Below are 21,828 nucleotides of genomic sequence, written 5' to 3'. Positions count from 1 at the left end.
GAGCTTTTATTTTGTATATTAAAAATTCCAACCTTATAATAAGCAAAACGATTAATTAGGATTTATACATGACACACACAGCATCTACCCTGATGCCCTTTTTCGGCCTTATTCGGGTTAGCGGTGAAGATCGCACTACATTTTTGCATAATCAACTTTCAAATGACATTAATCATCTTGCAGAAAGACAGGCATGTCTGGCAACTTACAACACAGCTAAAGGCCGTGTCATCACCAATATGCTTCTACTTAACAGAGGAGACGATATTATTCTGATTGCTGCAGCCGATCTGTGTGAAACACTACAGAAAAAATTGCAAATGTACATTTTGCGCAGCAAAGTAAAATTAGAAACCTTACCTGAATGGGGTGTAGCAGTTTGTTTACCAAATGATATTCCTGTATCAAATACACCAGAACAACCTCAATACGTTTTATCAGCAACAATGACAAATCAGATCTGGCATATACAACTGCCAGATCACTCTTTGGTCAGTATCGACAAAATCGATCAACTACCACCACTGAATACAGAAAATGCCCTAGCATGGAAAACTCATGAAATTACCTGCGGCAATCCATGGATTAGTGCAGCCACCACAGAAACATGTGTAGCACAAATGCTCAATCAGCAGCTTATCGGTGCCGTGCATTTTAAAAAAGGATGTTATCCAGGACAGGAAATTATCGCTCGCGCCCAGTACCGCGGTCAGGTAAAACGCGGCTTGGTACTTATTGAAAGTACTACCCCGCTTTCCGACGGAGACAGCATATATGATAGCAACAATGAAGAAGCAGGGCTGATTATCAATCAGGTACAAAAAGACTCAGTTTCACTGGCACTGGCTGTTATTAAACACAATGCTGCCCAGGCGCAGCTAAAATGTAACAACCAAGTTTTAATAATAAAAAAATGCTTTTTTTCTACAGCTAATGACTAACCGGTTTAAATCACAGGTAAACAGCCGATAAACAAAATTTATATTCATAAAAAATTATGATTAACAGCACTAAAATATCCAATTAACAGATTTCATATCAACCTGTGCTACAATACGTATCTCTTTACAAGACGGCCACAGCCGTCTTGTTTTTATTGTTTTCAGAATATAAAAATCATGAGTCAGATTGCCCAGGAAGCGGCACGACGCCGCACATTTGCGATTATTTCCCATCCGGATGCCGGTAAAACCACCCTAACAGAAAAACTGCTATTGTTTTCAGGAGCTATCCTCTCTGCAGGTACAGTAAAAGGAAAAAAATCCGGTAAATTTGCCACATCAGACTGGATGGAAATCGAAAAACAGCGTGGTATTTCCGTAGCCTCATCTGTGATGCAGTTTGATTATCGTCAACATGTTGTTAACCTGCTTGATACACCCGGCCACGAAGATTTTTCTGAAGATACTTATCGCGTACTCACTGCCGTTGACAGTGCCTTGATGGTTATCGATGCTGCCAAAGGCGTAGAAGCACAAACAATCAAACTTTTAAATGTTTGTCGCCTGCGTGACACACCGATTGTTACCTTCATGAACAAATATGACCGCGAAGTTCGCGACTCACTTGAACTGCTCGATGAAGTTGAAAACATACTGCACATCCGCTGCGCTCCGATTACCTGGCCGATTGGTATGGGAAAAAATTTCAAAGGTGTCTATCACATCCTGAATGATGAGATTTACCTCTTTGAAGCCGGTGGCGAGAAGCTGCCACATGAATTTGATGTAATCAAAGGTATCAATAATTCCCGACTGGATGAGCTGTTTCCGATTGAAATTCAGCAACTGCGCGAAGAAATTGAGCTCGTGCAGGCTGCTTCAAATGAATTTGATTTAGACGCATTTTTGCGTGGCGAGCTGACACCTGTCTTCTTTGGTTCAGCTATCAATAATTTCGGTATTCAGGAAATCCTCAATGCATTGATTGACTGGGCACCGTCTCCGCAGCCCAGAGAAACACTTGAGCGTGTGGTCGAACCAACTGAAAACAAATTTTCCGGTTTTGTATTCAAAATACAGGCCAATATGGACGCCAAGCATCGCGACCGTATTGCTTTTTTACGCGTGTGTTCCGGTGAATTTACCCGGGGCATGAAAATCAAACACCTACGTCTTAACCGAGACATTGCTGCATCCAGTGTTGTCACTTTCATGTCACATACCCGTGAACTGGTTGAAGAGGCTTTTGCCGGTGATATTATCGGTATCCCTAATCACGGTAACATCCAGATTGGCGACAGCTTCACCGAAGGAGAACGCCTCACCTTTACCGGCATCCCGTTTTTTGCACCGGAACTGTTTCGTGCTGTGAGAATTAAAAATCCGCTGAAAATGAAACAGCTGCAAAAAGGATTACAACAACTTGGTGAAGAAGGTGCAGTACAGGTATTCAGACCCCACAATGGCGGCGATCTAATACTCGGTGCTGTAGGTGTATTGCAGTTTGAAGTGGTTACTGCCCGTCTCGCCAACGAATATGGCGTTGATGCCGTATTTGAATCTGTCAGCATCTGGTCAGCACGCTGGGTATCCTGCTCTGACCGAAAAAAACTGGCTGAATTTGAAAAAGCCAACATACTTAATCTTGCTACAGATGCAGGTGGTAACCTAACCTATCTGGCTCCCAACCGTGTAAACCTGTCTCTGACAGAAGAACGCTGGCCGGATATTCGTTTTCATGAAACCCGCGAACTAACAGCACAGATTAATCAATAGATTTTCTGTTTAAACAAAAGCAGCTTATTCCTTAGAGGAAAAGCTGCTTACTTTTTAGAAACATCTAATATTAATTTAAATCAATTTATTTCTACTCTGAATACATAATATATCTGCGAATTTTATTAAGAGAAATACCATACCCCAGTATATAACTTTGTAACTCTAAATTACTTAAAAGTAGCAGTAAGTATAAAAATGTTTTATTGTGAGGTGAACAAAGCATATACATTTATACATGCTGTAAATATTGTAAAATCGCTGCTAACTTAATTAAATTACCTACTTACCCACTATAATCTAATAATAAAATTGGCTTTTTTTATCTGCTAACACCTATTTGATTCAAAAAATTTTTATTTGCAGAAGTGTTTTTTATGATTTTTTGATTATAAATTGCTGATTTTGTTTTGCTTAATATTTTGCTACATAATTTTTTTCTTGAATTTTACTTTATTCAATTTTATTTAATTATCTTATCAAATCTCAATTAAACATAGACATTATGTTCTCTTTGATTTAAGTTACTGAATATTAAGTCGGTTATAAATTCATAATTAAAATTTTTTGTATCATTAATCTGAAATACAAGCATTAATAGCAGAGCAGTGAAGCCATTTTTTTATTATCTTATTTTCTTTTGATGTATATTCGATTTTATAAAAATTATTTTTATAACTTAATAATTTTATCTGATCTCCTCTAACCAAATATATTCTTGTTTTATCAGATAAATTGGGGGAATCATACAAATAACCCCTATCCACTGTAAGTTTAAATCCATATTCTTCGGGAATATATTGAGTCAACAGAAATCGGTTTATACATTCTTTAATACCAGTTGAAGGATAAAGTGAACTACAAAACTTTAAAGCATATTTTTCCGTTAATAAATTAAAATAAATATTGTACTGTTTTTGTTCTGGAATATTAGTAAAATTAATTCATTAATCATAGCATTTTGTTCATTCAGTAAACATAATGGATAACTAAATTTATCTTCCTGACCAAATAAATAAATATCAATATTAGAATAGACCCAATTACATTTTTTATTAACTTCTTTTTCCCATTCCTGCTGATAAATATCAATATCTCTTTTTTAAAATAATTTCAGATAATTGATTTATAATAATATAATTAGCTTGTATTTTATTATCTAGATTATTAAGCATCTCATCAATTAAACTGATTTTACTAAAAGCATTGTTACTTATAAATGTTAATATGAATAATAAAATTTTCTTCATTATTTTGATCCCTTTTCAAAAAATTAACTTTTTCATCTTTTCTTTTTAATAGCTCTGTTAAATTTTTATACGATCATAATTTCATCATATTTACATGTCTTCCTTTTCCTGATTTGCATAACCATATCATCATATAAATTACCTGAGAATTATTATAAAACACACAATTTTTTATTATCATAAATTCAATATTTATGTAAATAGCATATTTATATGCTATATTACCTATTATTTTCTTTACTTGATGCTGTACATCTTTGATTAATTTAAGCAGCATTCAACTGTTTATTTACAAAATACCTAGAAATTAAACCTGAAAAGCTCAATTAATAATATATAACGTATATCATGGGGTTGATTATCTTAGAACTAATTGACTAAGAGATATATTTTAATAATTATTTTTTAGAAGATAATTAAATCTGAGAAGCCGAATATATTCATTTGCTACGGTAGCCAGGAAGTGAATTAAATAATATTTCTTATTAAGCAACATCTACTTACAAGCGTTATAATACTAGCCTACTATTTTTATAAAAAAAGTATTATGTCTTTGCCTCTTTCTTCTGATGAGCTTCAGTTAAATATCAAATCGGATCTGGTTTTACGCGTTGGTAAAATTTGTCTGGCAGCAGGTACCGGTAGTTATCGCATTAAGCAGTCAATGCGTCATGTCGCTTATATGCTCGGCGTGGAAAATCAGGCACATATTACGCTTACTGAAATCAACTCTACCTGCCGTAATGGGAAACAATTTAAAACTGAGGTTACCACAATTCAAGGAGTTGGAATTAACACTAATAATATCCAATTGCTTGAAACTCTGCTGATAGAAACACAGGCCCGTTATCAGCAAATGAGTGAAAGCGAGCTGATTCGCTTTCTTGATAAATCTTTGTCAGAAATTGAAAATCACCCAGCTCTATATAGTTTACGACAGTCAGCTTTGTTTGCTGCGGTTGCGTGTTCATCTTTTACTTTTTTAATCGGTGGTGGTTTGATTGAAATGCTGGGTGTATTTTTTGCCTCTGGTTTTGGCCAGGCGCTAAGAAAAACCCTTTTACATAAACATCTGAATCAGTTTGTTGTCACCATGCTGGCAGCAGCTGTCGCTTCTAGTGTGTATTTTCTGATTATTGGCGGTAGCCATCTTTTGCTAAAAGTAAATATTCAGCACACCGCAGGCTATATAGCTTCTATGCTGTTTCTGATACCCGGCTTTCCTTTGATAACCGGAGTGCTGGATTTAGCTAAACTGGATTTTTCATCTGGTATTCAGCGTGTAGGTTATGCCATAACTGTAATTTTTTGCGCCACTTTTGCCGCATGGGTAGTTGCAGCCGGAATTCATATGGCACCGGAAGCTATGCTCTCACCTAATCTTTACCCAGTATGGACAGCTTTTTTTCGTCTGATTGCCAGCTTTTTTGGTGTACTTGGTTTTTCCCTGCTTTTTAACAGTCCGGTAAAAACTGCTTTAATGACTGCTTTTATCGGCATGTATGCCAATACTTTACGGCTGGAAATGATAGACCTGACTAATATACCTATTCAGGCAGCTTCTTTGATAGCAGCTTTTATTGTCGGTATCAGTGCATTTTATTTTAGCCACCATAGTAAATGTCCGCGTATTGCTTTATCGGTACCGGCAGTTTGTATTATGGTACCCGGCATTTATATGTTTCGCGCTATGTATTTTTTACAGCAAAACGATATTATCAATGCTATTAACTGGGGAGCACAGGCGATGCTTATTGTCTTGGCTTTACCATTAGGCTTAGTACTCGCACGGGTATGCACGGATAAAGAATGGGCATTTAATCAGCTCCCTGCTGCGGAACATAAATAGTTTTTTTATTTTGAAAATTATTTATATACTTGATACAAAATAAATTGATATTTGAATTAATAAGTCAAATGCAGATTAAGTATGCAAATTTTATGCTAATCTGCAAATCTCTAAAAAATGATTATTAGTGATTTTAAGTTTTACAAAATAAAAAAAGATATCTAAATATTAGATATCTTTTTTTGGAATTCTGGTGCCCAGGAGAAGACTCGAACTTCCACACCATTGCTGGCACATGGACCTGAACCATGCGCGTCTACCAATTCCGCCACCTGGGCTTATTCACCAACACCGTTGTGCTTGTGAAGTTGTGCATTATATATTTTTGGCTAAGATTGTCAACAGTATTACTAGTACATCAGACTATATCTATTGATTATCAAAGAAAAGTATTTTCCAGCAAAGAAAATTGGACTTAATTGTGTAATCACTTTTTTACTAAATTGCTTTTATTCAAGTTTATTTCTTAGCAAATTTAGCTTATTTAGGTTTCTTAATTAAGTATGAGATTTAAAGGTATTTATTTTTTACACTCTAATAACTAAAATCGATTATGAATACGTTTATTCAAATCAGCATGTTCGAGGAACCCTTCTCTTCTCTTAAGTTGGAATTAATGTAATTATTTATATTTGTATACTTCGTTATAGCTTTAGCCCTCGCTATATAGTCCGTCATAATAATTTTCATTAATTTAAAACAATTGTGCCGATGTGAAAGTATATCTTTAAGATACAGATATTCAAAATTTATAAGGTTTATAAGCTTTTGTGAAAGTCTACAGTGAAAACTATTCTGAATTGCTTATGAAAAGAAATTTTGAAGATTGAAGTTTATTACTAGATAAAGAAAATAACTTGGTGCCCAGGAGAAGACTCGAACTTCCACACCATTGCTGGCACATGGACCTGAACCATGCGCGTCTACCAATTCCGCCACCTGGGCTTTTGCATATATTGCAACTTTCAGTTAAAGTATGTCTTTAACTGAGGAAGTGCATTATATATTCTCTAAAGAGATTGTCAATACTCTATGAAAAAAAAATCAGATTTACGCCATCAAGATCCATATTTAAAACGTGAATTACAACGTTATTCCAATCCTTTACCCAGCCGGGAATGGATTATTGCTGTTTTAGATAAAGTCGGTATTCCGGTCAAAATGACTGAATTATCACAGAAACTTAATATTACTAATGAAGAAATAGCTTTTTTTGAGCGTCGTTTAAATGCTATGGCACGAGACGGACAGATTCTAATTAATCGCCGCGGTGCCGTTTGTGTAGCTAATAAACTGGCACTGGTTAAATGCAGGATTGAAGTACACAAAGATGACTTTGGTTTTGCTGTACCGTTAAATCCTGCTGACGGCAGTGATTTTGTTCTCTACGCTCGCCAGATGTGCGGGTTAATGAACGGAGATATTGTCACTGTAAGACCAGCTGGTTCTGACCGTCGCGGGCGGCGTGAAGGGCAGGTGCTGGATGTCATCGAACGAGCTAATAAAAATGTGGTAGGACGACTCACAATTGAACATGGTGTAGCTATGCTGGTGCCAGAAGATAAACGTCTGGGAGCAAGTATTGTGCTACAGCCTGACTCTTTGGGTAAAGCTAAAGCCGGTCAGGTTCTGGTAGCAAAAATTGAGTCCTATCCGAATGCAACTCAGGCAGCAGTGGCTCGTGTTACAGAAATTCTTGGTGATTATGCTGACAGTGGTATGGAAATTGAAATTGCAGTACGCAAACATCATTTACCCTATCAGTTCAGTCAGGCCTGTATGGCTCAGGCCGCTAAAATACCTGATCATGTTAAAGCTGATGAGCGAAAAAACCGAAAAGATCTGCGCGAGCTACCGCTTATTACTATTGATGGCGAAACAGCACGCGATTTTGATGATGCGGTATATGCAGAAAAAATTGGTCGTAATTACCGCCTGGTCGTTGCTATTGCTGATGTTAGCCATTATGTCCATCCTGATGATGCTATTGATCAGGATGCACAGGAACGTGCTACGAGTGTTTATTTTCCACGGCGGGTTATTCCGATGCTACCGGAGAATTTATCTAATGGCATCTGTTCCCTTAATCCGAATGTAGATCGCCTGTGCATGGTATGCGATATGGTGATTACTTATGCAGGCAATATTAAAAGTTATGAATTTTATCCGGCGATAATGCGCTCACATGCACGGCTTACCTATACACAGGCATGGGACTGGATTAGTAATGACCAGTTTGATGACCCGATGAAAACACATGTACTGAGTTTATACCGGCTATATCAGATTTTACTGAAAAAACGCCTACAACGTGGTGCTGTGGAATTTGATAGTGTAGAAACACAGATGCTATTCAATCAGCAGGGTAAAATTGAACGTATTATACCGGTTGAGCGTAATGAAGCTCATCGTCTGATTGAGGAATGTATGCTGGCTGCGAATGTCTGTGCTGCAGAATTTCTCAAACATCATAAACATCCTGCTCTATACCGTAATCATGCCGGTCCGACCAGTGAGCGTCTGAATACTTTGCGTGAGCAATTATCGCTGCTTGGTTTACATCTAAATGGCGGTAATAACCCTACTCCAAAAGATTATGCGGAACTAAGCGAAAAAATCAAAGAACGGCCTGATCAGAATGTAATCAGTATTATGCTGTTACGCTCAATGCAGCAGGCAGTTTATGAACCACAAAATATTGGCCATTTTGGTCTGGCCTATTCGGCATATACACATTTCACTTCACCAATCAGGCGTTATCCTGATCTGACTGTTCACAGAGCCATTAAGGCCATTTTACAGCACAAACAATATCAGCCAAAGTCGTGGTCTGAACTCGGTGTGCATTGTTCACTGGCAGAACGCAGAGCTGATAATGCCAGCCGCGATGTGCAAAACTGGCTTAAAACTTACTATATGCAGGACAAAATCGGTGAGGTTTTTTCCGGTACGATTTCCGGTATGGCAAATTTTGGTTTGTTTGTTACTTTAGATAATGTTTATATTGACGGTATGGTTCATATCAGCGATCTGGGTGAAGACTATTTTAATTATCATCCTGAAATGCTGGCCATTGTCGGAGAGCGCAGTGGTATCCGCTTTAAGCTGGGTGATAAAGTTGTAGTCAAAGTTGCTCGCGCGGATCTGGATACGAGCCGGATTGATCTGGTGCTGATTAGCACGAATAGTGGTAAGCGTCGCCGGACAAATAATGCGCAAAATATTCAGAAACAGCTTAAAGCCGCTGTTAAACAGCCGCGCAAAGCTCCCGGTAAGAAAACTAAGTCAAACAAAACAAAAACTGTTGCCGTTCAGAAGTCACGTAGTAATGGTCCACGCAAAAAACCAGGCCGTAAAAAGTCCTGATGCTGCGTTATAATTGATTAAATTAATTTCTAAAAAGGCTTTTATCTGTGTTGAATCAGATGAAAGCTTTTTTATATTTTTGACTTTTTTATGTTATTAATATATTTATAAAATAATTAGTATGCATTACTTATTTTATAAAACGTAATTTGAATGAAATAAAATATTTTTATATATTTTTCTTGTGCAGACCGTTTATTTCTGATTTTTCAAATTTAACTTTACGTTTTGCTATATGTGCTAAATTGTAATTATTTAAATTTAGAAATTATTACTCACATTACTTTAAAAAAACTGAAGTCTGTTACTACAGACTTCAGTTTTCAATGGCATTTTACTTTTAGGTAAAATACTAATCAGATGCAGGTATTGATCTGTACTGTTTATTTATTTTTACCTGTAGCAGAAGCAATAGCCAGATTTTCATTGCGATTTAACGCAACGCTGGTCACACCTTCCGGGAGCACTAAATCGGTCAGGTGACGAATTTCACCGGCACTGATGGTAGAAACATCCAGTTCCAATACAGCCGGAATGTTTGTCGGTAAAGCATTTACTTCTACGCTGGTAGCCAGCAGAGACACACGACCACTTTGCAATTTTTCTGCCGGAGAAATAGCAGCATTCAGCAAGTGCAGCGGAACACGAATATTGATGGCTTTATTTGCATCAACGGCCTGGAAATCAATGTGCTGTACCTGTTGTTTAAACGGATGCATCTGGAAATCACGTACAATAACGTCGTAGGTTTTGCCATTAACATCCAGTTTGATGATAGCTGTATGGAAAGATTCTTTTTCCAGTGCGTACCATAAAGTACGATGATCTACTGTAATGGCTACCGGTTCGGTACCTTCGCCGTACAATACAGCTGGTACTTTACCTTCACGACGCAGGCGGCGGCTCGCACCAGTGCCCTGAGCTTCACGGATTTCTGCTTTAATTTCGTAAGACATAACTACTCCAAAGTTGATAATGCCGTCATCGGCCGCGACCAGCTTAAGACGGCTTGGGGGTATTAAGGGAGAAACATTGCTCCCGGTATGGCCACATCTTCATTGAAAAGATATGACACAGATTCTTCATTACTGATACGACGTACAGTTTCTGCAAGCAGGCCTGAAATACTTACCTGACGAATGCGATCACATTTCTGTGCAGCTTCAGATAAAGGAATAGTATCAGTGACTACAACCTGATCGATTTCTGATGAAGCAATACGCTCAATCGCCGCTCCGGAAAATACCGGATGAGTAGCATAAGCCAGCACACGTTCTGCACCGCGTTCTTTTAGTGCTGATGCAGCTTTACATAAGGTATTTGCTGTATCAATCATATCATCAATAATCAGGCAGGTACGATTCTGAATTTCACCGATTACATTCATTACTTCTGCCACGTTGGCTTTTGGCCGGCGTTTATCAATAATGGCCAGATCAGTACCCAGTGTTTTTGCTACGGCACGGGCGCGTACTACACCGCCGATATCAGGGCTGACAACTGTCAGATTATCGATGCGCTGCTTCTCAATATCATGCACCAGAATGGGGGTAGCATAAATATTGTCTACCGGAATATCAAAAAAGCCCTGAATCTGGTCAGCATGCAAGTCAACTGTAAGTACGCGGTCGATACCGGCAGAATACAGCATATTGGCTACCAGTTTGGCAGAAATCGGCACACGTACTGAACGCGGACGGCGATCCTGGCGTGCATAACCGAAATAAGGAATGGCTGCAGTAATCCGTCCGGCTGAAGCACGCTTGAGTGCATCAGCCATTGTCAGGATTTCCATTAAGTTATCGTTAGTCGGTGCGCAGGTAGGCTGTACGATAAATACATCACGACCACGTACATTTTCGAGTAATTCAATTGCAATTTCGCCATCAGAAAATTTTCCAACTGAAGCACGTCCCAGAGAAATATCCAAATGTCTGGCCACGTTATTTGCCAGCTCCGGATTCGCATTGCCGGTAAAAACCATCAAACTGTCGTATGCTGCCATTTCTGTTGTACCTGAGTCCTGTTTTGGTTTGGTTTGATTTGTGTGAGGTAGATTAAACATTAATCCAAAGCTTTCATATCACCACTTGGGTTGTAGTGCATCTGTCATTTAAACAAGTAATGGCTTTCAACGTTATGAATTTTGTTGCTCATTTCGCTGTTAACCCGTTTACGTTACTTTTAAACTCAAAAGCAATGACCACCTCTTTGAAAAATATTCTGTATATACTGATAGCTGCAAGTATCACGGTTAAAACAGATTTAATCAATCAATTTTGCCGATACCTGATAGCAACACAACAAAATAGTAACACTATTCTATTACTATGATTGAAACTGTATTGCATTTTGCAGGCTTAACCACGCTAATTATCACAAAAAAGTGAAAACAGTTATACAAATTTGCCTGTTTCCCGACTGGAAGTTTTCCGTACGGGGATTAATGGCAAATTATATCACTTATGGCAATCTGCACGCGCTATAAAATAACAATTTGTCATTTACACATTAAATAAGCGTGTAAGTAAACTTACACGCTTATCTGAATTGGCTGGGGAGGTAGGATTCGAACCTACGCATACCGGAATCAGAATCCGGGGTCTTAACCACTTGACGACTCCCCAATAGGGTTTACTGCCTGTTTGCTCGAAATGTGGCTGGGGAGGTAGGATTCGAACCTACGCATACTGGGATCAAAACCCAGTGTCTTAACCACTTGACGACTCCCCAATGCTTTTTATCAAGCAACTGGCTGGGGAGGTAGGATTCGAACCTACGCATACTGGGATCAAAACCCAGTGTCTTAACCACTTGACGACTCCCCAACTACACACATCATTGATAAAACGGATGCCTCGTCAGGGAAGCAACACAATATGCCTGATGCGCGCAAGAAACTTTATTGTAAACAGCTTGTGCTGCACTTTCAGAATTAAATGACAAAAATATACATGCACCAGAACCACTCATCATTGGTGAACCGTATTCAGCCAAAACATCAAATGCCGCTTTTACTGCTGGATACTCAGCTAAAACAACGCTCTGCATATCATTGCGCCAGTGCTGTCCTGCTTGGAAGTCTGGCATTATCCGTGGCTTGGAATCACGTGTCAAGTCTTTATGTGCAAATATTTTCGGTGTACTGACATGCACCGGAGGCTTGATAATCACATACCATTGTTTTGGCAAAGATATCGGGCTTAATTGCTCACCAATACCGCGAGCAAATGCACTTTGTCCAAAAATAAAAAACGGTACATCTGCACCTAACCGCACGCCAAGCTGTAATAGTTCTGTCTTACTCAGATTAAGCTGCCACAATCGGTTAAGCACCATTAATACGACTGCCGCATCCGCACTGCCACCACCCAGTCCGCCACCAACAGGAATCTGTTTTTCCAGCCAGATATCCACTCCATATTTAGTGCCGGTATGGTCGGATAATAACCGGGCTGCACGCACACACAAATCCTGTTCTTCAGTAATGCCGTCAGTTGGCGTATGTAACTTTATGCAGCCTGTCTGATTTGCGCTGAACCAGATATGATCATACAACTCAATCAGAGTAAAAATGCTTTCAAGTAAATGGTAGCCGTCGGCGCGCCGTCCGACGATTCTCAAATCAAGATTCAGCTTGGCCGGCGCCAGAAAATGCCGTGCATCAGCTGCTGGAGATTTATTCATATTTTTAAATAATTAATCAGGATAATCTTTGACGCAATTCGCATTGTGCTGATTTTGCACTATCATCAGTATCTGTATATTCATCAAACACCAGTCTGATGTCGAAGCGTGCATTATTTAACAGTACAATACGCGGATTACGGCTTCCGTTTTGTTGCTGACGCTGGATAATCCAGCCAGACTGTTTAAGTTTGCCGTCGGGCAATAACTGATAAGGTTCATCTGCAATCCAGTATCCCTGCACCCATTGATTCAAGTGATCAAACGGAAGCACAAAACCAAGCATACGCTGGCTTAATTCCTCAATACTGGCTGCAGTAATTACCTGCCCTTTGCTGTCTTCTGCAATTACGCCTGAGCTGTCAGTACATAAAACCCCTACACTATTACCCAATGGTGTTTTAACTTCAATCGTTTGTACGCTACCGGTATTCTGCCAGCTAAAATTTGCATAGCTTCCTTTACCCTGATCCTTGATAGCCAGGCGTCCGGAACTGTCAAAACCGGAAACATCATTTTCGTTACCGGCCTGCCAGTCTGATGCTGATGTTATTCTGTCCGGTATGAGGCTGCTACAGGCACTTAAAGCCAGACTGGTAATAGCTGCCGCCAGATAAAGATTTTTTTTACGCAAATATGAATATATCATTATTATTCCGGTATCTATAAATGTCTATTATTGTAATATTATCAGAATTAGTTGTATGAGCTGTGTGAAGTTAATTTTGTGTTTTAGAATTAAACAAATAGCTGCCGTTGACACTTGATGCATACGGCAGCTTTTCCGGTAAATCTCAATAGTTCAGTTAGTAAAGTCGGTAATTGGTATCCGGCTATTTATTGTTTTGTGATTTCGGTGCAGTAGTCAGACTAGACGGATTTACATTAAATTTTTTCAAAATTTGTTGTAACTCTTTCTGGTCAGAGTCTTTATTAGCTAATCCCTGTGCCCAGATTTTTCGTGCCTGTTCCTGCTCTCCTTGCTGCCACAATACTTCACCCAGATGTGCTGCAATGGCACTTTCCTGACGAATTTGATAGGCTGAACGTAAAAGCGGTAACGCTTTTTCAGGCTGGTTATTCAGATAATATGCCCACCCCAGACTATCCTGAATCGCCCAGGACTGATTATCCAGCTGACTGGCATGCTGCAAAATCGATAAAGCCTCTGCCCAATAGCGTTTTGGCATACTTAGCATAGTATAGCCCAGCCCATTATATCCTTCCGCATCATCAGGTTTTAATTCAATAAAAGCGCGAATATCTTTTATTGCCTTTTTGGGCTGATCCAATTTTTCACTATAAGCTGTTGCTCGCGAATACAGAAGGAATGCTTTTATGTCTGTTTTATTATCCTCAGATACTGCGGTTTTTGTGTCTGCATCCTTTAGCATCTGTGTCAGCTTTTGTACATAAACTTTCGGATCGAGAGTTTTATTATCAATAGAAACTGATAATACAATGGTATCGATATCATCGGAAACAGGTGATTCTTTATTCTGATTCATCCGATCTAACCACTGCTTTGCAGCCGGTATATTATTTTGGGTTACTTCAATCATACCCATCAGATAGGCTTTATCTCTGACTAACTCACTATCAGTTACTTTATCCAGCCACTTACGCGCAGAGTCCATATCCTGATTAGCAAAGTAATAAGTTGCAGCAAGAAGCGCTGCCTGACTTTGCTGAAGTCTGTTACCGGTTTGAATGACTTTATTAATATTTTCAATTAAAGCCGGTTCATTGGTTCTGTTGCTAAATAAAATTCCTGCCTGTTGTAAATAGATATCTGCATCGGCCTGAGTTTCTGCCTTCTTTGCTGTAGTTAAGGGCAGACTATTTGGTCTGATTTGGTGTTTACTTAGTATTTGATTCAGAATTTTATGGTCACTGGCTTTATTAAGCCAGCCCTGAGCCCATATCTGACGAGCTTCGTCCTCACGTCCCTGCTGCCAGTAAACTTCTCCCAGATGAGCAGCTACTTCACTTTCCGGCAGCTTCTGATATGCATATTCTAATAAAGGCAGCGCTTTTTCTACATTACCATTAAGAAAATAAGCCCAGCCAAGGCTGTCATTAATTGCCGGTGACTGGTTATTCTGAGCATAGGCTTTCTCCAGCAATTGCTGTGCTTCCTGCCAGTGATCTTTTGACAGACTTAACAAGGTGTAACCCAGTGCATTAAGTCCCTCTATCTGATTAGGTCGCATTTTCACAAACCGGCGCAGATCTGTTACTGCTTTTGCCGGCTCATCAAATTTATCTGCATATAACAGTCCACGAAGGAGTAATAACGGCGCAACATTTTCTACCTGTGTTCTGGCATCACCATGTTCTGCTTCATTAATCACTCTATTCAGATATTGTTCATATTTTTGGTCTGTGAGTGAAGAACTATTTACAAATGTTTGTAAACGAAGCAAATCCGATTCGCTGAAAAAAGTACCTGCCGGTGTTTTATCTGTCTGGGCTTTATTTAACCATTGCTGAGCTGCTTTCCAGTGTTTTTGTTCTGCTTCAATTGAGCACATCATAAGTGCCTGATCGAAGAAAAACTGCGGATCATTGACTTTAGTCGCCCACGTACGGGAAGCCGGCAGATTATGTTCATCATAATAGCGCATGGCCACCATCATGGCCGCTTTACTTCGCTGATTGGAATTCCCCAGTTCTACAATTTTCTCTGCATAACCGGCAAGGGTAGCTGTAGCAGCTTTTTGACTGACAGCCAGATAAACTGCCTGCAAATACAGATCCGCGCTTTTACTTTTCTCAAGCAATGGCTGTAAAGTTTGATATGCCTGTTGTAATTGATTATTTTTAATCAACAATTCTATATAAAGACTTTGCCATTTAGCTGGCATGGTGTCCACACCGGTTAGCTGGTAAAAATCCAGCAGATATTGTGGCTGCTTAAGATTAATCAGGTTCAGTGTCAGCTGGCTGGCTGGAAAAATATCAGTATCCAGATGAACCAGTGATTGTAACGCTTTGATGGTTTGCTCTTTATGCGCACCGGTTGCACCATAAATAGCATCGGCAATTAGTGCTTCTGCCATTTCAGGATGTAAAACTGCTGTTTTGTGAATCGGTGCATTTAACTCATCAGTGGCATCCAGATTATTTAACCGGAATTGCGCCATTTTTAAAAACAACCGGCGCAGCTGATAATCATTGGCATGAGATAAAACTGCATCTGCATTTTTCAATACTTGCGGCACATCATTTTTGGCGATAGCCAGCTCCCACATCAGGCGCTGTCTTGCTGGTGTCTCTGTCGGCTCAATTTCCTGCCAGCGATTAGCAATGGTTTGCGCTTCGGTGATTTTATTTGCGCCAAGAGCCATTTCCATTGCCCGTTCAGCTACCTCTGGTTCCTGTGTATGCTCAAGCATCCTCATATCGGCGGTCAGAGCCTGATCCGTTTTACCCTGAGAATAAATAAGTTCTGTGGCAAACAAAGTAAAAATATCATTGGCACGACCGGCAATAGCCAGACGCCGTTGCAGCGAATCTGCATCATCCGGTGCCATAACCTGATTATTTATCCGCTCAATTTTAGTTTGAATCAATGGTACTGGTTTATGCTGCTCTGACACACTGTTGGCATTGGCCATATGTACAGCCATTAAACTTAAAACAATCGGGGTAATACGATGAATCCAACGAGGCATTAAACTTCTCCATATATGCAAATCAGTTTACGTAGACACTGAATCATAAATAAATAACAATTCTGTACTTGTGCAGGCAATTTTTTTCTAATCGCGGTTTATCATGCAATATGTGTTCAGTTATTAAATACTTTAACCGGCACGATAAAATTTGCAGCCGTTTAAAGAATAAACTATTAGGGTAAAATAATTTGCTACTTTAACACAGACTATTTTAGCTGCGTATGACTTATGGCAATTTTATCTGATTAAAACTGACACAGTATGTGCTTTAAATTTTGTTTTCATGATGCTATTGTAACGATTTTATTCTGAATAATATAAATAAATTATGCCCGAGTTACCGGAAGTAGAAACAACGCTGCGCGGAATCGCTCCTTTTATTGAAAATCAAACTATTTCACAGGTAGAAGTGCGTCAGCCGCGCTTACGCTGGCCGATAATAGACAATCTAGGCGAACAGCTTGGCGGCGAAAAGGTATTATCAGTCAGACGCAGAGCCAAATACCTGCTGATTGAATTAGCTTCAGGCACATTAATTATTCATCTGGGTATGTCAGGCAGTTTACGCGTCTTTACTGACTTTACTGCTCCGCCGGTACAAAAACATGATCATGTAGATATTGCTTTTAGTAATGGTACGCTCTTACGATTTCATGACCCCAGACGTTTCGGAGCTGTTTTATGGTTTATCGGACTCATTGAACAGCATCCTTTATTAGTTAACCTCGGACCGGAACCACTCAGCCAGGATTTTAATACTGATTATTTGCTACAAAAACTTTCAAACCAGAAACGTGCGATTAAAACAGCAATTATGGATAATAAAATTGTTGTCGGTGTAGGCAATATCTATGCTAACGAGGCATTGTTCCGTACTGGTATCCATCCGGCCATTCCGGCTATGAAGCTGAATAAACAGCAGATTAGTGCACTGACTGATGCAATCAAACAGATATTACAGGAAGCCATTACGGCAGGTGGCAGTACTTTAAGGGATTTTGTAAATAGTGCTGGTACCAGTGGTTATTTTCAGCTACAACATCAGGCATACGGACGAGCCGGTGAACCTTGCCCGCAGTGCGGGCATCCGATTGAAAAAATGATTTTGGGACAAAGAAGCAGTTTTTATTGTCCTCAATGCCAGAAAAAACGATAAATAACAATGACAAAATCAGAACATACTTCTTTAATTACCCGTTTTTCGCGTATTTTCAGATTGGCTTTATGGCTGGTTAAGACAATCAGACGGGTAAATCGGTTTAAGAACCTGAATGAAACAGAGCGAAATAAGGAATTAATTTCAATTGCGCACAATTTACTTGATATTCTGCACGTAAAGGTAAACTCTGAACCATTATTACCTGATACAGCAAGTATGCCCTGGCTTACTGTAGCCAATCATATTAGCTGGCTGGATATTTTCGTATTAATGTCTTATATCCCCGGTGGCTTTATTGCTAAACAAAGTGTCAAATCATGGCCGGTAATCGGCAGACTGGCTACAAACGGGGGCACTGTTTATATTAATCGTCAGTCGAGACAGGATATTAATCCGGTCATCAAAGCCATAGTACTGGCATTGCATGAAGGTAAAAACGTCCTGTTTTTTCCCGAAGCGTATACATCTGAGGGAATGACTACCCTGCCGTTTAAAGCAGCCCTGTTTCAGGCAGCAATAGATGCAGATACTCCCGTGATAGCAGTAGCCATGCGCTATTACAACCCTCAGGGATTGCGTACATCTAAAGTAGCATTTGCCGGCAAAACCAGTTTATTGCGTAGTCTGTGGAATATAGTATCTATGCCGGAAATTATAGTAAAAGTAGATTTTTCTGCGTTGCTGAATATCGCTGAAAACAAAACAAATGATCGTTTCAGCCTGAAAACTCAGGCTGAAGATTTTATTCAAAACAAAGTTCTTATGGATAGTCCGGCTACAGCAGCCGCGCCTTCAACTTCTGAATCAATATAGGCCAAAAGATGTTTAAGGCGATAAGCGCTGTTTAATCCAGAGATTATTTTGTCTTGTATACTGAATACGGTCATGTAAACGGCTTGGTCTTCCCTGCCAGAATTCTACCAGCTCGGGTTTAACCAGATATCCGCCCCAATGCGGCGGTCTGGGTACATTGAACAAATATTTTGCCCCCAGTTTTGCTGCACGCGCCATCAGCTCGGTTTTACTATTAATTACGGCGCTTTGTTCACTAGCCCATGCACCAATACGGCTGCTGTAAGGCCGGGACTGAAAATAGGCATCTGATTCTGCTGCAGGTAATTGTTGCACGCTTCCCTCCACCCGTACCTGACGTTCCAGTTCCGGCCAGAAAAATGTGAGTGCCGCATGCGGATTCAGACTTAATGAACGCCCTTTACGGCTATGATAATTAGTAAAAAATACAAACCCTTCTGCTGTCACTTCTTTTAACAGCACAATGCGGGCATTAGGTCGTCCGTGCTGATCAACAGTAGCAACATTCATGGCTGTAGGCTCATTTACTTTGGCATGCATGGCTGCCATTAACCATTTTTGAAACTGCTCCAAAGGGTCTTCACAGCAATCAGCTTCACTAAGTGACTGCTGGCTGTAATCTTCACGAATATCGTGCAAATCCAGATTCTTCATTTTTTTGTTTATGCATGCGAAAAAGTTATTTATACCACTCTCAGGCATGATTTACTGCTTTTTCAGCACTGATAGCGTATAATTGCCCGATTTAATAACTTTATATTTATATAGAATATAAAGTCTGGCTGGCAATTATCCTACCCGCGGTAGCGGGCAAACGCAAATTACTTCAGGTAGTATGTCTTTAACCGTTATCGGACTCAATCACCAAACTGCGCCAGTTTCTGTACGTGAACGTTTGGCTTTCCCTGCCATAGAACTGGCAGAAGCACTAACTGCGCTTGGCAGTCAGGAAGAAATAGCAGAAGCGATGATTCTGTCTACCTGTAACCGTACAGAAATTTACTGTACTGGTAATGCAACCACAGCCATACAATGGCTGGCCGACTACCATCAATTGCCATTATCTGAATTTGCTCCCTATTTATATCAATTCCATGATAAACAGGCTGTGCAGCATGCCTTTCGGGTGGCTTGCGGACTGGATTCAATGGTTTTAGGTGAACCGCAGATTCTCGGACAATTAAAAGAAGCCGTACGCGTTGCCCGCAGCCGGCATACGCTGCATCAGCAGCTGAATGCTCTGTTTGAAAAAACTTTTGCAGCAGCTAAAGAAATTCGCAATGAAAGTGCAGTTGGAGAAAACTCTGTATCCATGGCAGCGGCGGCAGTCAAAATGGCCGCACAGATTTTTCCCGATATTTCGGCATTGAATGTTTTAATGGTGGGTGCCGGTGAAATGATTGAGCTGGTGACCACCTATTTTGCCGCAGAATGTCCGCGGCGCCTGACTGTTCTAAACCGTACACTGGAACGGGCTCAGGAATTATGTCAGAAATTAAGCTGTGAAGCAGATGCACGCATATTAACTGCTTTACCTGAAATTCTGGCTGAATACGACGTAATTGTTTCTTCCACTGCCAGCCCTTTTCCGGTTATTGGTAAAGGTTTGGTAGAACGCGCACTCAGGCAGCGGCGCGGCATGCCGATGTTTTTGCTTGATCTGGCCGTACCGCGTGACATTGAAGCCGAAGCAGGCGAACTGAACGATGCATACTTGTATAGTGTTGATGATATGGTGCATATTGTGCAGCATGGTCAGGCAGCACGGCAACAGGCTGCAGCTGAAGCTGAAAAGATGGTTGCAGGCAAAGTTGCTGAGTTTATTGCATGGCAACAGACACGCAATAGCGTTCCTTTAATTTGTGAATTGCGCGATCAGGGTGAACAGCAGCGCAGCAAAGCAGTCACTAAAGCTCTGCGCCGTCTGCGTAAAGGTACGCCTGTTGAAGAAGTATTGCAGCGTTTAAGCCGTGAATTAACCAATAGCCTTTTGCATGCACCCACCCGAGCTTTAAATAAAGACAGTCAGCAATATCCTGAGCTGGCCGAGGTCATTTGTCAGATTTACCAGCTGCATGGAAAAAATCAGCAGCATTAGCTACTGCCTCCAACTTATTCATAATCCTTAACTCTATATATCTGATACAGTCTCAATGGACTGATAGCTTTTATTTAATACGGAATACCAGATGAAACCTTCATTGATAGACAAGTTACAGCACCTGACTGAGCGTCTGGAAGAAGTAACCGCTTTGCTGGCTTCTCCTGATGTCACGAACAATATTGACGAATATCGTCGCCTTACCCGTGAACATGCCGAGCTTACACCGGTAGTAGAAACCTATCGCCAGTATACACAGGCAGAAACTGATCTGGCTGCCGCAGAAGAAATGCTGGCAGACCCGGAATTAAAAGAATTTGCGGCTGAAGAAATCAATACTGCCCGTAATCAGATTACTCAGCTGGATGGCGAGCTGCAAAAACTTTTGTTACCGAAAGACGAAGATGATGATAAGAATATTTTCATAGAAATTCGTGCCGGAACCGGTGGTGATGAAGCAGCTTTATTTGCCGGCGATTTATTGCGCATGTATACCCGCTTTGCAGAACGTATGGGCTGGCAGGTAGAAATTGTATCCGCCAGTGAAAGCGATCTGGGTGGCTATAAAGAAGTGATTGTACGAATTGCAGGCATGAATGTTTACAGTCAGCTCAAATTTGAATCTGGCGGCCATCGGGTTCAGCGCGTACCAACTACAGAAAGTCAGGGCAGAATCCATACCTCAGCCTGTACTGTGGCCATTATGCCGGAAGCCGATGAAGTTGCTGAAGTACAGCTCAATCCGAACGATTTACGCATTGATACTTTCCGTGCCTCCGGTGCCGGCGGTCAGCATATTAACAAGACGGATTCTGCCGTACGTATTACTCACTTACCAACGGGTATGGTAGTGGAATGTCAGGATGGTCGTTCACAGCATGCCAATAAAGCACAGGCAATGCGAGTACTTGCCTCCCGACTGTATGAACAGCAAAAACATGCTGCTCATGCCAAGGAGGCTGCTGAACGTAAAAGCCTGATTGGCAGCGGCGACCGCAGCGAACGTATTCGAACTTATAATTATCCCCAAGGCAGAGTAACCGATCATCGCATCAATCTTACTCTGCATAAACTGGATTTTATTATGGATGGTGATTTATCTGAGCTGACACAGGCATTAATTGCCGAGCATCAGGCTCAGCAGCTGGCACAATTAAGTAATGCCGGCTAAGCTCATCAAAAAAAGCTGTTCTGATTTTCAGAACA

14 protein-coding genes and 5 tRNA genes are annotated in these 21,828 nt (G+C 40.3%); 8 read left to right on the top strand and 11 right to left on the bottom strand.

Features of this window, described 5'->3' with window-relative positions; genetic code table 11:
• Positions 1-68: 68 nt before the first annotated feature.
• The 3 genes from GYX91_RS04855 to GYX91_RS04845 all read left to right on the top strand — a co-directional run bounded on the left by GYX91_RS04855 (position 69) and on the right by GYX91_RS04845 (position 5,816).
• Positions 69-941, top strand: a complete 873-nt coding sequence (locus GYX91_RS04855) for a folate-binding protein YgfZ (protein WP_174830072.1) — start codon at positions 69-71, stop codon at positions 939-941.
• A gap of 177 nt (positions 942-1,118) precedes the next feature.
• Entirely contained in the window at positions 1,119-2,717 is a 1,599-nt protein-coding gene (locus GYX91_RS04850; protein ID WP_174830071.1) for a peptide chain release factor 3, read from the top strand.
• A 1,797-nt stretch (positions 2,718-4,514) separates the two neighbouring features.
• Positions 4,515-5,816, top strand: a complete 1,302-nt coding sequence (locus GYX91_RS04845; protein WP_174830070.1) for a threonine/serine exporter ThrE family protein — start codon at positions 4,515-4,517, stop codon at positions 5,814-5,816.
• Positions 5,817-6,007: 191 nt separating this feature from the next.
• On the opposite strand, the gene GYX91_RS04840 is transcribed toward GYX91_RS04845, so the two are convergent.
• Positions 6,008-6,094 (bottom strand) — tRNA-Leu (locus GYX91_RS04840).
• 580 nt (positions 6,095-6,674) lie between these two features.
• Positions 6,675-6,761, bottom strand: a tRNA-Leu gene (locus GYX91_RS04835).
• 87 nt (positions 6,762-6,848) lie between these two features.
• Between GYX91_RS04835 and rnr the strand changes: the two genes are divergently transcribed.
• Positions 6,849-9,182 carry a ribonuclease R gene (gene rnr, locus GYX91_RS04830; protein WP_174830069.1) on the top strand — a complete coding sequence of 778 codons (2,334 nt, stop codon included), beginning with the start codon at positions 6,849-6,851 and terminating at the stop codon, positions 9,180-9,182.
• A gap of 383 nt (positions 9,183-9,565) precedes the next feature.
• Here rnr and GYX91_RS04825 read toward each other — a convergent pair whose 3' ends face one another.
• The 8 genes from GYX91_RS04825 to GYX91_RS04790 all read right to left on the bottom strand — a co-directional run bounded on the left by GYX91_RS04825 (position 9,566) and on the right by GYX91_RS04790 (position 16,546).
• Positions 9,566-10,138: a 50S ribosomal protein L25/general stress protein Ctc gene (locus GYX91_RS04825; protein ID WP_174830068.1), complete on the bottom strand. Its 573-nt coding sequence runs from the start codon at positions 10,136-10,138 to the stop codon at positions 9,566-9,568.
• A 62-nt stretch (positions 10,139-10,200) separates the two neighbouring features.
• The gene (locus GYX91_RS04820; protein WP_025330604.1) at positions 10,201-11,187 is read right to left on the bottom strand and encodes a ribose-phosphate pyrophosphokinase; all 987 of its coding nucleotides are present in this window, start codon (positions 11,185-11,187) and stop codon (positions 10,201-10,203) included.
• Between the two features lie 546 nt (positions 11,188-11,733).
• A tRNA-Gln gene (locus GYX91_RS04815) sits at positions 11,734-11,809 on the bottom strand.
• A gap of 30 nt (positions 11,810-11,839) precedes the next feature.
• Positions 11,840-11,915: transfer RNA gene (locus GYX91_RS04810), tRNA-Gln, on the bottom strand.
• Between the two features lie 19 nt (positions 11,916-11,934).
• A tRNA-Gln gene (locus GYX91_RS04805) sits at positions 11,935-12,010 on the bottom strand.
• Between the two features lie 10 nt (positions 12,011-12,020).
• On the bottom strand, positions 12,021-12,869 hold the full coding sequence (gene ispE / locus GYX91_RS04800) for a 4-(cytidine 5'-diphospho)-2-C-methyl-D-erythritol kinase (protein WP_174830067.1): 849 nt from the start codon (positions 12,867-12,869) through the stop codon (positions 12,021-12,023).
• 16 nt (positions 12,870-12,885) lie between these two features.
• Positions 12,886-13,518: a lipoprotein insertase outer membrane protein LolB gene (lolB, locus tag GYX91_RS04795; RefSeq protein ID WP_084562390.1), complete on the bottom strand. Its 633-nt coding sequence runs from the start codon at positions 13,516-13,518 to the stop codon at positions 12,886-12,888.
• A gap of 184 nt (positions 13,519-13,702) precedes the next feature.
• Entirely contained in the window at positions 13,703-16,546 is a 2,844-nt protein-coding gene (locus GYX91_RS04790; RefSeq protein WP_174830066.1) for a tetratricopeptide repeat protein, read from the bottom strand.
• 331 nt (positions 16,547-16,877) lie between these two features.
• Here GYX91_RS04790 and mutM point away from each other — a divergent pair, with 331 nt between their 5' ends.
• Both mutM and GYX91_RS04780 read left to right on the top strand, forming a co-directional pair.
• Entirely contained in the window at positions 16,878-17,705 is an 828-nt protein-coding gene (gene mutM / locus GYX91_RS04785; protein ID WP_025330599.1) for a bifunctional DNA-formamidopyrimidine glycosylase/DNA-(apurinic or apyrimidinic site) lyase, read from the top strand.
• 6 nt (positions 17,706-17,711) lie between these two features.
• Positions 17,712-18,521: a lysophospholipid acyltransferase family protein gene (locus tag GYX91_RS04780; protein WP_174830065.1), complete on the top strand. Its 810-nt coding sequence runs from the start codon at positions 17,712-17,714 to the stop codon at positions 18,519-18,521.
• A gap of 12 nt (positions 18,522-18,533) precedes the next feature.
• On the opposite strand, the gene pdxH is transcribed toward GYX91_RS04780, so the two are convergent.
• Positions 18,534-19,166: a pyridoxamine 5'-phosphate oxidase gene (gene pdxH / locus GYX91_RS04775; protein WP_025330597.1), complete on the bottom strand. Its 633-nt coding sequence runs from the start codon at positions 19,164-19,166 to the stop codon at positions 18,534-18,536.
• 190 nt (positions 19,167-19,356) lie between these two features.
• Here pdxH and hemA point away from each other — a divergent pair, with 190 nt between their 5' ends.
• Entirely contained in the window at positions 19,357-20,619 is a 1,263-nt protein-coding gene (gene hemA, locus GYX91_RS04770) for a glutamyl-tRNA reductase (protein ID WP_174830064.1), read from the top strand.
• Positions 20,620-20,710: 91 nt separating this feature from the next.
• Positions 20,711-21,793, top strand: a complete 1,083-nt coding sequence (gene prfA, locus GYX91_RS04765; RefSeq protein ID WP_174830063.1) for a peptide chain release factor 1 — start codon at positions 20,711-20,713, stop codon at positions 21,791-21,793.
• Positions 21,794-21,828: the final 35 nt, after the last annotated feature.

This window comes from Snodgrassella sp. ESL0304 (assembly GCF_013344995.1).
Classification (GTDB): Bacteria; Pseudomonadota; Gammaproteobacteria; order Burkholderiales; family Neisseriaceae; genus Snodgrassella; species Snodgrassella alvi.
The sequence above is the reverse complement of the archived record's forward strand: the minus strand, read 5'-3'. Positions and strand labels throughout refer to the sequence as shown.

Excerpts from the sequence above, each read along its gene's own strand:
- GYX91_RS04855 (WP_174830072.1), top strand. The coding sequence starts at position 69 with ATGACACACACAGCATCTACCCTGATGCCCTTTTTCGGCCTTATTCGG.
- GYX91_RS04850 (WP_174830071.1), top strand. The coding sequence starts at position 1,119 with ATGAGTCAGATTGCCCAGGAAGCGGCACGACGCCGCACATTTGCGATT.
- GYX91_RS04845 (WP_174830070.1), top strand. The coding sequence starts at position 4,515 with ATGTCTTTGCCTCTTTCTTCTGATGAGCTTCAGTTAAATATCAAATCG.
- rnr (WP_174830069.1), top strand. The coding sequence starts at position 6,849 with ATGAAAAAAAAATCAGATTTACGCCATCAAGATCCATATTTAAAACGT.
- GYX91_RS04825 (WP_174830068.1), bottom strand. The coding sequence starts at position 10,138 with ATGTCTTACGAAATTAAAGCAGAAATCCGTGAAGCTCAGGGCACTGGT.
- GYX91_RS04820 (WP_025330604.1), bottom strand. The coding sequence starts at position 11,187 with ATGGCAGCATACGACAGTTTGATGGTTTTTACCGGCAATGCGAATCCG.
- ispE (WP_174830067.1), bottom strand. The coding sequence starts at position 12,869 with ATGAATAAATCTCCAGCAGCTGATGCACGGCATTTTCTGGCGCCGGCC.
- lolB (WP_084562390.1), bottom strand. The coding sequence starts at position 13,518 with ATGATATATTCATATTTGCGTAAAAAAAATCTTTATCTGGCGGCAGCT.
- GYX91_RS04790 (WP_174830066.1), bottom strand. The coding sequence starts at position 16,546 with ATGCCTCGTTGGATTCATCGTATTACCCCGATTGTTTTAAGTTTAATG.
- mutM (WP_025330599.1), top strand. The coding sequence starts at position 16,878 with ATGCCCGAGTTACCGGAAGTAGAAACAACGCTGCGCGGAATCGCTCCT.
- GYX91_RS04780 (WP_174830065.1), top strand. The coding sequence starts at position 17,712 with ATGACAAAATCAGAACATACTTCTTTAATTACCCGTTTTTCGCGTATT.
- hemA (WP_174830064.1), top strand. The coding sequence starts at position 19,357 with ATGTCTTTAACCGTTATCGGACTCAATCACCAAACTGCGCCAGTTTCT.
- prfA (WP_174830063.1), top strand. The coding sequence starts at position 20,711 with ATGAAACCTTCATTGATAGACAAGTTACAGCACCTGACTGAGCGTCTG.